Annotated in this window: 10 protein-coding genes and 1 pseudogene; 10 read left to right on the top strand and 1 reads right to left on the bottom strand. The window is 49.9% G+C overall.

Features of this window, described 5'->3' with window-relative positions; translation table 11 throughout:
- Positions 1 to 122: 122 nt before the first annotated feature.
- From CGA21_RS14380 to CGA21_RS14335, 10 genes are all read left to right on the top strand, one after another.
- Positions 123 to 1205, top strand: coding sequence for a hypothetical protein (locus CGA21_RS14380; protein WP_188264424.1), 1083 nt, complete (start codon positions 123 to 125; stop codon positions 1203 to 1205).
- A 222-nt stretch (positions 1206 to 1427) separates the two neighbouring features.
- Positions 1428 to 3368 (top strand): asparagine synthase (glutamine-hydrolyzing), encoded by a 1941-nt coding sequence (asnB, locus tag CGA21_RS14375; RefSeq protein ID WP_188264423.1) that lies wholly within the window; start codon positions 1428 to 1430, stop codon positions 3366 to 3368.
- A 10-nt stretch (positions 3369 to 3378) separates the two neighbouring features.
- Positions 3379 to 4515: a glycosyltransferase family 4 protein gene (locus CGA21_RS14370; RefSeq protein WP_188264422.1), complete on the top strand. Its 1137-nt coding sequence runs from the start codon at positions 3379 to 3381 to the stop codon at positions 4513 to 4515.
- A gap of 3 nt (positions 4516 to 4518) precedes the next feature.
- Entirely contained in the window at positions 4519 to 5760 is a 1242-nt protein-coding gene (locus CGA21_RS14365; RefSeq protein WP_188264421.1) for a glycosyltransferase family 4 protein, read from the top strand.
- A gap of 1 nt (position 5761) precedes the next feature.
- Positions 5762 to 6619, top strand: a complete 858-nt coding sequence (locus CGA21_RS14360; RefSeq protein WP_188264420.1) for a dTDP-4-dehydrorhamnose reductase family protein — start codon at positions 5762 to 5764, stop codon at positions 6617 to 6619.
- 32 nt (positions 6620 to 6651) lie between these two features.
- Positions 6652 to 7662 carry a polysaccharide biosynthesis protein gene (locus CGA21_RS14355; protein ID WP_188264419.1) on the top strand — a complete coding sequence of 337 codons (1011 nt, stop codon included), beginning with the start codon at positions 6652 to 6654 and terminating at the stop codon, positions 7660 to 7662.
- The gene (wecB, locus tag CGA21_RS14350) at positions 7655 to 8782 is read left to right on the top strand and encodes a non-hydrolyzing UDP-N-acetylglucosamine 2-epimerase (RefSeq protein ID WP_111281840.1); all 1128 of its coding nucleotides are present in this window, start codon (positions 7655 to 7657) and stop codon (positions 8780 to 8782) included. Before CGA21_RS14355 ends, wecB begins: the two co-directional genes overlap by 8 nt.
- Before the next feature lie 20 nt (positions 8783 to 8802).
- Positions 8803 to 9765: a UDP-glucose 4-epimerase family protein gene (locus CGA21_RS14345; protein WP_188264418.1), complete on the top strand. Its 963-nt coding sequence runs from the start codon at positions 8803 to 8805 to the stop codon at positions 9763 to 9765.
- Between the two features lie 64 nt (positions 9766 to 9829).
- Positions 9830 to 10855 carry an MraY family glycosyltransferase gene (locus CGA21_RS14340; RefSeq protein WP_188264417.1) on the top strand — a complete coding sequence of 342 codons (1026 nt, stop codon included), beginning with the start codon at positions 9830 to 9832 and terminating at the stop codon, positions 10853 to 10855.
- Positions 10856 to 10958: 103 nt separating this feature from the next.
- Positions 10959 to 12953: a polysaccharide biosynthesis protein gene (locus CGA21_RS14335; RefSeq protein WP_188264416.1), complete on the top strand. Its 1995-nt coding sequence runs from the start codon at positions 10959 to 10961 to the stop codon at positions 12951 to 12953.
- Positions 12954 to 13549: 596 nt separating this feature from the next.
- On the opposite strand, the pseudogene tnpC reads toward CGA21_RS14335, so the two are convergent.
- A pseudogene (gene tnpC / locus CGA21_RS14330) lies at positions 13550 to 15077 on the bottom strand (IS66 family transposase).
- Positions 15078 to 15081: the final 4 nt, after the last annotated feature.

Genomic DNA, 15081 nt, shown 5'->3' with positions numbered 1-15081 from the left:
TTAAAAATTTGGGTTGTATTAGATGTTTGTAGTTTGTAACTGAGTGAATGTTTTTGGCTATATTGGCGTCTGTTATGCCAGTGAAATTTCAATGATGGGGCAGTCGAGAGTTATCTGGGTATATGAATAATAATTCGCTGTTTTTTTTGGCCAGGGTATTTATTTTTTTTTGCATTTTGGCTTTTTTTCAAGCTGTATTCTATTTTGATTTTTATTATTATTTTACTCCCGATAGTTCTTATTTAAATATACCTGATCATATGTTTTATGCAGGTGTTGTAACGGGGTTCGATTTGGTGCCGGATGTTTCGTCGTTAAATAATTATATTGTAAGTTTTATTTATTCGGTTTTTTTTAATCTAGGGGTGTCTGACTTAGTATCAGCTTCCTTTTTTCTTAATATTTCTATCCTCACGTACGCTTATTGGCGAACTGAATTGCTTTGTTTTGATGTGACCAAAAGGTTTTTACCGGTTTTTTATTGGTTGGGGTTACTTGCGATACTGCAGTTTTCAATACTGATCAATAAAGATAGTTTTGGTGTGCTGTTTTACGTAGTTCTTTTGTCTTTTTTGGTGCTTAGAAAGAAATCGGATTTGTTTCTGTTGTTGCTACTTTGTCCAATTCGAATGCAGTTTTTTTTGGTGTTGGCTTTTTCTTTGTTTTTGGTGGGTGCTTTGAATGCACACAAGAGTAAGTCAAAAATAGGTCTCAAGGTCTTCTTTTTGTATTTCATATGCTCGGTCGTTGCTCTGTATCTAGAAAGTAGCGAGGCGCTTCTCTCACATAGTTATTATTCCGAAGGAGGGGTTGCCTCCTGGATTTCGCTGCTAAATAATCAGTATTATATTGGTTCTTTTTTGCTAAATGTTCTAAAGCCAATTCAATATGTTTATGATTTGTATCGTAGTGCGAATCTGGATGACTCGCTATTAGGATGGGGTGTCTATCTTTCGAGGTTGTATTTGGTGTTCGTGATTGTCGTGTTGGGCTATCGATTTTGTAGCGCGGTTTATTTGCCTTGGACATTTTTGAAAAAGGGTGAACAGTTTTTTGCTTCCGTTGTTATTTGTTCGTTCTTTCTGATTTATTCAATTTCTCCGATTGTAGATTATAGATACCTTATAAATATCTCACCTATATTGATGCTGTTTTTTGTGATGAGAAAGACTCCTCAGATTGGCACCCCCTCGTTGGCTCCCTAGCGGGCTGAGAACAGTTTGTGATTTCTGACTTTGGTACGATCATGCGTTCCAGGGTGGGGAGCATCCGGACCAAGCCTGATTCTGCGCTATAGATGACTGCTGATCGACCAAAATGCCAGTCTTTTGGCTTTGAATGGATGCTTCCCTATTTGATGTAGTATTATAAACGTCTTGGATTGTTTAACTTAAGGTTGAACTGGACTTTACGGATTGGTGCTTCTTATGTGTGGGATTGCCGGTATTGCAACTTGGGTTTCAGGATGCAGTGTTAGTAAAATAGCTGAAAAAATGATCTCTCCAATTTTTCACCGCGGGCCAGACGACTTTGGAGTGTGGGAAGATAGTCGTCATGGTGTCGCGTTCGGACATCGACGTCTAGCTATTTTGGATCTCTCTCCACTCGGTCATCAACCGATGGTCTCTCCTAGTGGGAGATATACCATTTCTTACAATGGTGAGATATACAATTTTTTAGAAATTAAAGCAGAGCTTGTTGAGTCAGGTTTTTCTGTTGCGTGGAAGGGTGGCTCAGATACTGAAGTATTGTTAGCAGCTGTCGAGTGCTGGGGGCTGGAGTTAACGCTGCAGCGCTTGGTTGGTATGTTCGCCTTTGCCTTATGGGATAACGATCAGCAATCTATAGTTTTGGCGCGAGATCGAGTTGGTGAAAAACCATTATATTATGGATGCGTTGGCGATAAGTTTGTATTTGCTTCCGAGCTAAAGGCAATTCATTCTGTGTTTAAAGATGAATTGGAAATTGATCGGTCTGCACTTTCTCAGTTTGTCAGGTTTGGATATGTGCCTGCTCCAAAATCTATCTATGCTGGTATTAGTAAGCTTAAGCCTGGATATTATATATCAGTTCAATCCTCTTCCGAGATGGCAACTCCTCGCTCATATTGGAAGATTGATAGTGCGGAGCAGCAGCTTGCTCGCCAGTTAACTACAGCATCCGAAGAGAGCGTTGTAAAACTTACCAACGAGACATTGTTGGGGGCAATTAAGTGCCAAATGGTGTCTGATGTACCTATTGGAGCTTTTCTTTCGGGGGGGGTCGACTCCAGTTTGGTCGTCTCATTGATGCAGGCTCAAAGCATTAATAAAATAAAGACGTATACCATCGGATTTGAGGAAAAGAGTTTCGACGAAGCCCCTTATGCAAGGGCTATCTCAAATCACCTTGGAACGGATCACACTGAGTTATATGTAGGCGCAAAAGATGCACTTAAAGTAATTCCTGATTTGCCGGCGATCTATGATGAGCCGTTTGCCGATTCGTCACAGATCCCGACGGTACTTGTTTCTAGGTTAACCAAAGAGCACGTCACTGTGGCATTGTCCGGTGATGGTGGTGACGAACTTTTTGCGGGATATCCAAGATATAAGGTTACGTCTGAATTGTGGCGTCGTATGGAGTTGATGCCCTTGCCATTGCGCCGACTGGCTGCTCACTCACTGAGGGCGCTTTCCTCAAAGAGCTGGGATGGTGTGTGTTCTTTTTTTCCAGCCGAAGTTCGTAAGAAAGTTAATGGCCGGCGTATTTACAGAATGTCTGAGCTGTTGACTTCTGAGCGGTTAGCCGATATGTATACTGGCTTAATGTCTCAGTGGCAGCGTGTGGATAACCTGGTTCTGGGAGTTGATTGCTCTATGGAAGACATGTCTCCATGGGCGGAGGGCGCCGACTCCATAGAAGAGATGAGACGTTGGGATTTTGGTCAATATTTGCCTGATGATTTACTTGTAAAAGTTGACCGGGCAGCCATGAGCGCTAGTTTGGAAACCCGTGCACCGCTTCTTGATCATCGAGTAGTAGAGTTAGCCTTTGCTCTACCCACACATCACTTGATTAAAAATGGAGTCGGCAAGTGGCCACTTAGGGAAGTACTTAAACAGTATGTTCCTTCTTCATTCTTTGAGAGGCCTAAGGCGGGTTTTTCCGTTCCGTTAGCAGAATGGCTACGGGGTGAGTTAAGGGAATGGGCTGAAGAGTTGTTGGATGAGCGTAAACTTGAAACTCAGGGGTATTTTGACAGTAAGAAGATACGTCTAATTTGGTCCCAGCATCTGGAACAGACTTATGATAGGAGTCTTCATTTGTGGAATATTCTGATGTTTCAGGCCTGGCTTGAAAAACAGTCTTCAGCACATGTTGGGTAAATAAATAGATATGAAAATTATTGTTAATGCATTCTCTGCTCGTTTGGGTGGGGGGCGGACTTACCTGCTTAATCTTTTCGCGCACATGCCAGATTGTGCTGGGCTAGAAGTTTTGGTATTTGCACCAAAGGACCTTGATCTTCCTGCTCATCCAAGCATTCGGCGTATAGAAACTGCCTGGCCCACCGACAATCCTATTTTTCGAATGTTTTGGGAAAAACTGATACTTCCTGGGGTATTAAAATCGGAAAAAGCGGATGTTCTATTCTGCCCTGGTGGCGTAGTGTCTACTGTTCCTCCGAAGGGGTGCAAAGTAGCTACGATGTTTAGGAACATGATTCCTTTTGACTCCCGTGTGCAACAGAGTATTCCATGGGGGGCTCAGAGACTCCGTGTATGGCTCCTCAATAGAGCTATGTTGAAGAGCATGTCTAATGCTGATTTGACGATTTTCATTTCTGATTATGCCAGGGGTGTAATCGAGTCTCTTACTAAAGTAAAAAATGCGGTTACAATTCCTCACGGAATTGGCTCGGTGTTTAGAACTCATGGTAAGGCGGTTCCTCGTCCTGATTACATTTCTACAAATGAATATATTTTGTATGTCTCAAGGTTTGATGTGTACAAGCATCATTTTGAGGTTGTTAGTGCATATGGGAAGCTTTCGAAAGAGTTACGCGATCGTTTTTCGTTAATTCTTGTTGGCGAGACTAATCTGCCCGAAACGGAGCGTGTGAAAACGCTGATTAAAGATCTTGGCCTAGATGGGCAAGTAATTCTATTGGGAGCCATTCCTTACCAGGGCCTGCCTTCATTGTACCATCACGCTTATCTTAATCTGTTTGCCTCATCTTGCGAGAATTGTCCGAACATTCTTTTAGAGGCACTTGCTTCAGGTCGGCCGATGATATGTTCGGACGTTATGCCTATGCCGGAATTTGGTGCAGAAGCAGCTCTTTATTTCTCTCCATTTGATCCGGAGAATATCTCTAGTGTTATGTCCAAGGCGCTATGTAGCCCTGATATTCTGAGTGATTTGTCGGTTGCGGCGATTAAGCAAAGCGAAAAATTTGACTGGGCAGACACCTGCAAAAAGACTTGGCGTGAATTATTATCTCTAAAGCCACGCTCCGGAGAGGGTAAGTAATAGATGAAAATACTCGTGGTCTCTCAGTATTTTTGGCCAGAATCTTTTATTATCAACGACTTAGTTGAAAATTTGGCTGCTCAGGGGCACGCTGTTCAAGTTTTAACTGGCAAACCCAATTATCCTGAGGGCGTGATTTTTGATGGTTATTGCGCTGCTGGGTATGTTGAGCAGCGCTTTGCGTCTTCTAATGTGACGGTATGCCGTGCGCCGCTTCGCGCTCGCGGGGGTTCAGGGGCAAAAAATTTGTTCCTAAACTATTTATCTTTTGTTTGTAATGGCCTTAAGTTTTACCCTCGGGCGGTGAAAGGAAAGTGTTTTGATGCGATCTTTGTATTTGCGCCATCACCCATAACAACGGTCATTCCTGCGATATATCTGAAGTGGAGGCTTAAGAGTCATTTGGCTGTTTGGGTACAAGACCTGTGGCCTGAAAGTTTAAGCGCCACTGGGTTTGTCAAAAATAAGTTTGCGTTGCGACTTGTTGGGTATATGGTCAAAGGCATTTATTCCTTTGTCGACACTCTGCTCGTTCAGTCGCAGGCGTTTCGGGCTCCTGTAGGAAAGTACGCTAGTTCAGAAAAGATTATCTATTATCCGAACTCATATCAGGAGCTATCCTCCGATCTACAGGAAACTCGGGTCCCTCAGGAATTGCTTGCTGAACTTGATGAGCACTTTTGCCTCGTCTTTGCAGGAAATTTAGGGGTGGCCCAGTCAGTCGAAACAATCGTTGAGGTGGCGGATAAACTAAGGCATCTCGAAGGACTGAGGATCGTGTTGGTAGGTAGTGGTAGTATGTACGGCTGGATCGAAAGTCAAAAGCAATCGAAAAAATTGGACAATCTTGTCCTGGCTGGTCGTTTTCCAGCTAGCGAAATGCCACATTTTTTCAGTCGCGCTGAAGGTTTATTGGTGACGCTGAAGCACGATGAGGCGTTCTCCTATACCATTCCCAGTAAAGTCCAGGCTTACCTGGCGGCGGGGCGGCCGATCATAGCTGCCCTGGATGGCGAGGGTGCCAGAATCATCGAGGAGGCCAAGGCCGGTTTTACCAGCCCCGCGCAGGACTCTGAAGGTTTGGCTAATCGTATAGAACAACTCTTCCATATGGGTTTGCATGAGCGCGAACGCATGGGACGATCAGGGCGGGAATACTACCTTGAGCATTTCGAAATGGGCCGGCAGAGCCAGCGTCTGGTCGAAATTCTCGGGAAAAGGATCAACGAATTGAAGGGTATTTGAAATGAAAGTTCTCGTTCTAGGGGTTACCGGAATGCTGGGCAGCGCAGTATTTCGGCTGTTCAACGGTGATCCAAACCACGAGGTGTGGGGCACCTTACGCAATCCGGGAGGTGCAAAGCACTTTTCTGAAGGCGCCAAAGGTTCGTTAATCAGTAACGTGGATGTACTTGACCAGGATTCGCTTGTCGCTGTTCTGACGCAAGTGAAACCGGATGTTGTGATTAACTGCGTTGGGTTGATCAAGCAATTGGCCGATGCAAAAGACCCGCTTTCTGCCCTTCCAATCAACGCGATGTTGCCACATCGCATTGCGAAGTTATGCGCGCTATCTGGCGCTCGAATGATCCACATTAGTACAGATTGTGTTTTTTCCGGCCGCAAAGGCTTGTATACGGAAAATGATATCTCCGATGCCGAAGATCTTTACGGAAAGTCGAAATATATTGGCGAGCTGCATTCCGCTGCCAACGCGGTAACTCTCCGAACTTCAATTATTGGCCATGAACTGGGTAGCCAATATTCACTTGTTGATTGGTTTCTTTCGCAGACCGGTACAGTCAAGGGTTATGAGAAGGCTATTTTTTCCGGGCTCCCAACTGTGGAACTTGCACGCGTTATTCGCGATTTTGTAATTCCAAACTCAGAGCTTAAAGGATTATACCATGTTTCAGTCGATCCAATTGATAAGCTGTCGCTGCTTCAATTGGTAGCCAAGGTTTATAATAAGGAGATAGAAATCATTGCAGATGACAATCTTTCTATAGATCGTTCACTGGACTCTTCAAAATTTCAGGCGGCGACGGGCTATGTCCCGCCGTCGTGGTTGGAATTAATCAAGTCAATGCATGCGCAGCGCTGATTGCTAAATTTAGTAAGGTTCGGGAGGTAGCTATGTTTGATAATAAAATTTTGATGATTACCGGTGGGACTGGCTCGTTCGGCCACACTGTATTGAAGCGTTTCCTGGATACCGATGTAAAAGAAATTCGCGTATTCAGCCGTGACGAGAAAAAACAGGAAGATATGCGCATTGCCTTGTCGAACGACAAAGTAAAGTTCTATATCGGCGACGTACGTGATCGCGACAGCCTTGATCAGGCTATGGTAGGGGTGGATTATATTTTCCACGCCGCAGCCCTGAAGCAGGTGCCTTCCTGCGAGTTTTACCCGATGGAAGCCGTGCGTACCAACGTCATGGGTACCGAAAACGTACTCAATGCGGCCATCGCTTCGGGTGTGCAACGGGTTGTTGTGCTCAGTACCGACAAGGCTGTTTATCCGATCAATGCGATGGGTATTTCCAAAGCCATGGCTGAGAAGCTGATGGTTGCCAAGTCGCGGATGATTCCGGCGAAAGGCCCGGTGATCTGCGCAACCCGCTACGGAAACGTCATGGCGTCGCGCGGTTCGGTGATCCCGTTGTTCATCAATCAGTTGCAGAGCGGCGAAGCGCTGACTGTCACCGACCCACACATGACACGGTTCCTGATGTCGCTCGAGGATTCTGTTGACCTGGTTCTACACGCGTTCGAGCATGCCGAGCAAGGTGATATTTTCGTCCAGAAAGCACCTGCCTCGACAGTGGCGGATCTGGCGCAAGCGCTCAAGGAGCTGTTTGCTCGCGACAATGCCGTCAAGGTCATTGGTACTCGCCACGGCGAAAAACTTTACGAGTCGCTCATCTCCCGTGAAGAAATGGCCAAGGCCGAAGACATGGGGCGCTACTACCGTATTCCTTCGGACAATCGCGACCTTAACTACAAGAAGTTTTTTGTTGAAGGCGAACAAGAAATTTCCGATCTCGACGACTACACCTCCCACAATACAGAGCGCCTTGATGTGGAAGGCGTGAAGAAAGTTCTTTTGAATCTGGATTACATTCAGGAGCAACTTGATGCTTAAGGTCATGACACTGGTTGGTACGCGACCAGAACTTATCAAGATGAGCCGCGTCATTGCCGAGCTTGATAAGCAGGTTAATCATGTGTTGGTTCACTCGGGCCAAAACTATGACTTCGAATTGAATCAGGTCTTTTTTGATGACCTGGAAATTCGTAAACCTGATTACTTCCTGGGTGCCGCTGGCGATACCGCCGCGAAAACCATCGCAGAGGTCATCTCAAAGGCGGATGAAGTATTTGAGGCTGAAAAGCCCGACGCGCTTCTGCTTTACGGCGATACCAATACCTGTCTGGCCGTCATTGCCGCCAAGCGCCGCAAGATTCCGGTGTTCCACATGGAAGCCGGCAACCGCTGTTTTGATCAACGCGTCCCTGAAGAATTGAATCGCAAGGTGCTCGACCACCTCAGTGATATCAATATGGTCCTGACCGAGCATGCACGGCGTTACCTGATCGCTGAAGGGATTCGTCCTGAAACCATCATCAAGACCGGATCGCACATGGAGGAGGTACTCGACTATTACATGCCGAAAATCCTCACTTCCGACGTACTGGCGCGAGAAGGCCTGGAGCAGGACAAGTTCTTCATCATCAGCGCGCACCGTGAGGAAAACGTCGATACGCCGGAGAACCTTCGCGACTTGCTTAAAACGCTGCGAGCCCTGGCCGACAAGTACCAGTACCCCATTATCGTTTCCACGCATCCACGTACCCGCAAACGTCTGGAAGCGATTGGTGAGTCGCTGGATCACCCTCTGATTCGTTTCTCGAAGCCATTCGGGCTGCTCGACTACATCAAGTTGCAAATGTCGGCGTTTTGCGTGCTGTCCGACAGCGGCACCATCACTGAGGAAGCCTCTCTGCTGAACCTGCCTGCCATTACTATTCGTAATGCCCACGAACGTCCGGAAGGGATGGATGAGGGCACCCTCATCATGAGCGGCCTGAAAGTGGAGGGCGTACTGGATGCCGTACGTGTGGTAACCAGCCAGCATGATCGTGCGCAGCGTGTTATCCCGGTCGTAAGGGATTACCAGGCAGGTCCTGTGTCGAAGCAGGTAGTTCGGGTCGTCTTGAGTTACACCGACTACATCAATCGTACTGTCTGGTCGAAATCCTGAGCGTCGTCGAGGTTTGAAAAATGCGTGTTTTATTGACAGGTGCTACTGGTTTCATTGGTCGTGCAGTATTGGGTCGTTTGGCGGCCTCTGAAGACCTGGAACCGGTGGCTGCCATTCGTGGACACGCCTTGTCTGACTGTCCGTCGCGCGTTACTACCGTTCGAACCGCCGGGCTCAATGCTGATACCGATTGGTCGCAGGCGCTGGATCAAGTGGAGGTTGTCATTCATGGCGCGGCTCGCGTTCACGTCATGAATGACACTGAGTCCGATCCGCTGGAGGCGTTTCGCAAGGTAAACGTCGAGGGTACGCTAAGCCTCGCTCGGCAAGCAGCCGCGTCGGGTGTTCGTCGCTTCGTGTTCATCAGTTCGATCAAGGTGAATGGCGAAGGTACGCCGCTCAATCAGCCTTACTTTGCCGACGCGACACCCGCGCCTGGCGATCCGTATGGCATTTCGAAAATGGAGGCCGAGCAGGGGCTGCGCGAAATTGCTAGCGTCTCCGGGATGGAAGTGGTGATCATCCGTCCGGTGTTGGTTTACGGCCCGGGCGTGGGAGCCAACTTTCTGAACATGATGCGTTGGCTGGACAAGGGAATACCCTTGCCATTCGGGGCTATCCATAACCGGCGCAGCCTGGTCGCGCTCGAAAATCTTTCTGATTTGATCGTGACCTGCATCCGTCATCCGGCCGCCGCCAATCAGACCTTCCTTGTCAGTGATGGGGAGGATTTGTCCACGACACAATTGTTGACGCGGATGGCAAAGGCATTGGGTAAACCTGCGCGCTTGTTGCCTGTGCCGAGCGTGTTGCTTGAGCGGGGTGCGCAGCTTCTGGGCAAGCAGGCTTTGTCGCAACGACTGTGCGGCTCGTTGCAAGTCGATATAAGCAAAACTCGGGAATTGCTAGGCTGGACTCCGCCGGTCAGCGTCGATGAGGCGCTTGTGTCGGCTGCCAACTACTACAAGGAAAGGCAGCGATAAGCTGGCTAATGACAGTGCCGGTTCAATTGCAGAATTGATTTTGGCTGTTTCAGGAAGTTGACCTTTGAACACAATATGGTTGTTGGCGTTGGTGGTGGGTGTTTCATTCTTGGGCACAGGTGCATTGCGCAAATACGCGTTGGCACGCAGCTTGATAGATATTCCTAATGCGCGTAGTTCACACTCGGTCCCGACCCCTCGGGGCGGTGGTGTGGCCATTGTCCTGAACTTTCTGATTACACTGCCTGTACTGGCCTGGACAGATGCTGTCGTCTGGCCGATGGCGCTGGCTCTGCTGGGAGCCGGCGGCTGGATCGCGATCATAGGTTTTCTCGACGACCATGGGCACATTGCCGCGCGTTGGCGCCTGCTAGCGCATTTCGGTGGTGCCATCTGGGCATTGATCTGGATTGGGGGGATGGCGCCGATCAATCTGTTCGGTCACGAGTTCAGTCTCGGCTGGTTCGGTTATGTCATCGGAGCGTTCTATCTGGTCTGGATGCTCAACCTCTACAACTTCATGGATGGTATTGATGGCTTGGCCAGCGTCGAGGCGATTTGCGCCTGTGCCGGTGCTTGCCTGGTCTACTGGATTGCAGGCAAGACCAGCCTTGCCATTGCTCCGCTTGTGCTAGCGATGGCCGTATCGGGTTTCCTTGTCTGGAATTTCCCGCCAGCGAAGATTTTCATGGGCGATGCGGGCAGTGGTTTCCTGGGCATAGTGTTGGCAGTGATGTCGCTTCATGCCGCATGGTCGAATCCACTGTTTCTCTGGGCTTGGCTCGTCTTGTTGGGCGTCTTTATTGTTGATGCCACCTTTACCCTCATTCGTCGGCTGTTGAGAGGGGATAAGGTTTATGAGGCCCATCGCAGCCACGGATACCAGTATGCTTCACGAAAATATGGCAGCCATCGGGCGGTCACGCTGGCAGTAGCTGCGATCAATTTGTTGTGGTTAGTACCAGTGGCTATATTGGTCGTCATGCAATATCTCGATGGCGTGGCAGGATTAGTCCTGGCCTATGTACCTCTGGTGTTGCTGGCCTTCAAGTTTCACGCAGGCGAGTTGGAAATCGCAGGCAAGGCGTGATGGGTGCATTGGTTTTTGAGTATTGCTTTGTCGGTAAGTGAGTTACCGAAAGCTGTAGTTGCTGTATCAATGCTAGAAGCTTCGAGAGGTATTAAGAGGGGTTATGGATAAGATTCGGGCAAAGTTGTTAAGTCTGCCAAGGCGACATAAACGCATTCTGCAGGTCCTGACTGATATTTCGTTAGTCTGGTTTGCCCTGTGGATGGCGTTTGTGGTGCGACTTGGGCTGGACGAGTTAGTCAACCCGTTCACTCAGCATTTCTGGCTTTTTGTCAGTACACCTGTCATCGCCATTCCTCTTTTCGTCCGCTTTGGCATGTACCGTGCGGTCATGCGCTACTTTGGAAATGACGCGCTCATTGCCATTATCAAGGCGGTGACACTGTCGTCCTTGATACTCGGCATTGTGGTGTACTGGTCCAGCAATCATCAAAACGTCGTTCCTCGTTCGATCATTTTCAACTATTGGTGGTTGAGCCTGATCATGATCGGCGGGCTGCGCCTGGCCATGCGTCAGTACTTTATGGGGGACTGGTTCAGCGCTGCCCAGCACGTCCCGTTCACCAGTCGGGATGACGGCCTGCCGAAAGTGGCTATTTACGGCGCGGGGGCGGCGGGCAATCAACTCGTTGCCGCCTTGCGGATGGGGCGTGTCATGCGGCCAGTGGCCTTTATCGATGACGACTGCGGCATCGCCGACCGGGTGATCTCCGGATTGCAGGTGTACAAGCCCAAGGACATCCATCAGATGATCGACAACACGGGTGCTCAGGAAATTCTCCTTGCCATTCCGTCGTCCAACCGTGGACGACGTCGCGAGATTCTCGGGTTTCTCGAAGGCTTTCCGTTGCACGTTCGAAGCGTCCCCGGTTTCATGGACCTGGCCAGTGGCCGGGTCAAGGTCGACGATATCCAGGAAGTAGATATTGCCGACCTGCTCGGCCGTGACGCGGTCCCGGCCCAGGCTGATTTGCTCGAACATTGCATCACGGGGCAATCGGTGTTGGTCACAGGCGCGGGGGGCTCCATTGGCTCCGAGCTTTGTCGGCAAATTCTCGCGCTACGCCCGACAACGCTTCTACTGTTCGAGCACAGTGAGTTCAATCTTTACTCCATCTTGTCCGAATTGGAGCAGCGGGTCGCTCGAGAGTCGCTATCCATCCGTCTTTTGCCGATTCTTGGGTCGGTTCGTAACCCGGACAAGTTGCTGGATGTCATGAAAAGCTGGCGAGTAGACACGGTGTATCACGCCGCCGCCTACAAGCATGTCCCTATGGTCGAACACAACATTGCCGAAGGTGTGCTCAATAATGTGATAGGCACGCTTAATACGGCCCAGGCCGCACTTCAGGCTGGAGCGGCCAACTTCGTCTTGATTTCGACGGACAAGGCCGTGCGACCTACCAATGTCATGGGTAGCACCAAGCGCCTTGCCGAGCTGACGTTGCAAGCGCTGAGTCGTGAGTTGGCTCCGGTATTGTTCGGCGATACGAGCAATGTTTCGCGTGTGAACAAAACGCGTTTCACGATGGTGCGTTTTGGTAACGTCCTGGGATCGTCGGGTTCGGTGATTCCTTTGTTTCACAAACAGATCAAGTCGGGGGGGCCGCTGACCGTTACGCACCCGAAGATCACTCGATACTTCATGACCATCCCCGAAGCGGCGCAGTTGGTAATTCAGGCGGGCTCCTTGGGGCAGGGTGGTGATGTTTTCGTTCTTGACATGGGCGAACCCGTGAGGATAGTCGAACTGGCCGAGAAGATGATCCATTTGTCCGGCCTGAGCGTGCGCTCGGAAAAGAACTTGCATGGAGACATAGCTATCGAGTTCACCGGGCTGCGTCCGGGTGAGAAGCTTTACGAAGAGCTGCTGATTGGTGACAACGTGGCGGCCACTCAGCATCCGATGATCATGACGGCCAACGAGGATCATCTATCCTGGGATGTACTGAAGGTCAAGCTGGCCGAGTTGCTGGCCGCTGTGGATCAGGACGACTATGTCCGCGTCCGTCAGTTGTTGCGCGACACTGTCAGCGGCTATACCCCCGACGGTGAGATTGTCGACTGGATTTACCAGCAGCGCCGCCTTGAACCCTGATTGTTTCATATCCGGTAACGTACGCGTTTTTGACAGTCCGATTCCATAGCCTAAGTTTGGAGAGCAGCGTCGGAAAAGCTGCTTTCTCAAACGACGGCATGGAGCTTCACTGTAAGCGCTCCATGAACCCCACATTCAAAGTCACCACCTGATCCCAGACGCGGTGTCCCATATTTCTCTACCTGTGGCACATAAATAGCTCACCCAACATTTTGCTGGCATAATAATGCCAATGTTTAGCTATTTTAGTGGCACAAAAATGCCAAAGTTTGGTTATTTCAGTGGCACAAAAATGCCAAGGCCAGGTATTTCAGGTGGCACAAAAGATGGGCCCTATTTCTGTGGTATTTAAATGCCCTACAAATGCCACGGAAATGCAGAAGTACGCCCTTTCTGTGCTCATGTGAGCCATTTTGGACCTGTACCGGGGGTAGGACTATTTTTGTACCGGGGGTAGGATTTTCTGTTTTTACAGGGCTTTGGACGCCCAAAAAACGTCCCGAATCTATTACGTGTTGGGTGGATTTGGCGGTACAGCAAAGGATATCGAAAGGTCTCGATAGCGTACGATCCAACCACCCACGATAGGGTCAGGCTTAACGTCGTATCTCTGGCGAACAGTTCCACGGCAGCAGTGCTTCATAGTCCGCCACCGACTGCGCATGTGGTAACTGCTCCAGTACGTGGCGTAGCCACGTATAAGGCTCTTGGCCGTTGACCTTGGCGGTCTCCACCAAGCTGTAGATCTGAGCACTGGCGGTAGCGCCTTTGGGCGTGTCGCTAAACAGCCACGCCTTACGACCGATAACGAACGGTTTTATCGCCCTTTCGGCCGCATTGTTGTCGATAGGTAAAAAACCGGCTTCTACATAACGCTCCAGCCGGCTCCAGTTGCTGGCCAGATAATTAATGGCCTTACCCAGCACACTTTGTGGCGTGACTTGGGGCTGCGTTTTCTCCAACCAGCTTTTCAACTGAGCCAGGATCGGTACGCTCTTTTGCTGACGGCCGATTAAACGCTGTTCATCATCGCCGTCCTTGAGCTCGCGCTCGATGCCATACAGCTTGTTGATCATTGTTAGGGCGATATCGGCACGTCCCGTCTTGCCCTTCGGCTGCACTTTCTGAGCCTCGACAAACTTGCGGCGCGCATGGGCCATGCAGGCCAGCCGTTCAACCCCCGGTTGCAACGCCAAGGCGTTATAGCCCGCGTAATCATCGGTCATCACATAGCCGCGATAACTTTCCAGCAGACGCAACGGAACCTCCTGCGCACGGCTGGACGTGTACTCGAACAACACGACTTTGCGATCTGGCGGGCCGCTGGCTTGTACCCACATCCAGGATTGGCTGGTCGGGTCTCGACCTGGCTCTTTCAATACTTGAACACGGGTTTCATCGCAGTGGATCACCGGGCTTTCCAGTAATCGGTCGCGCATTAAGTTCAGCAGTGGCTGAAAGTGTTCGCTGCACTGCATCACCCAGCGCGCCAGTGTTTGCCTTGGTATATCGATACCGTGTCGACTTAACACCGTCTCGAAACGATGCAGCGGCAAGCCATCGACGTACTGTCAGCAACATGGCCAGAACGCTTGGGCTGGCCATGCTCTTTTCGATCAGTTGAGCCGGTTTGTCGGCGGTGACCGGTGCCGTTTCGCAGCCACGGCAACCGTAAACCTTGCGGATATGTTTGATGACACGGATCTGCATCGGCACGATATCCAGCTGTTCGCTGATCACGTGCTTGCGGCAACCGCAGGCACAGGTCAGTTCGTGCTCGGGCAGTTCGTGGATGACCTCGACACGCGGCAGCTCAGCCGACAATGCCTTACGCTTGCCTCGGCGCGGCAGCGGGGAAACGACTTCTTCTTCAGCGTCGCCGATCAATGGCATCGGCTCGCTTTCGGGCTCATTGAACAGTGCAAGTTGCGGCGTATTGGGCTCCGCTGTCTGCTCAGACTTACGCCCGAACAAGCGGTCGCGCAACAGCTTGATCTGTCCTTTCAGGTCAACGATGTGAGCCTGATAAGCCTGGGCAACTTCTTCCTGGCGATTGAGTGCCTCAAGCAGCATCTGCTTGAGCAAAACGGGGTCATCAGGAAGATCATCGGGCAGGGAAATCATGGCC

This window comes from Pseudomonas sp. PSB11, assembly GCF_014596605.1.
GTDB lineage: Bacteria > Pseudomonadota > Gammaproteobacteria > Pseudomonadales > Pseudomonadaceae > Aquipseudomonas > Aquipseudomonas umsongensis.
This window is presented reverse-complemented; position numbering and strand designations above follow the sequence as displayed.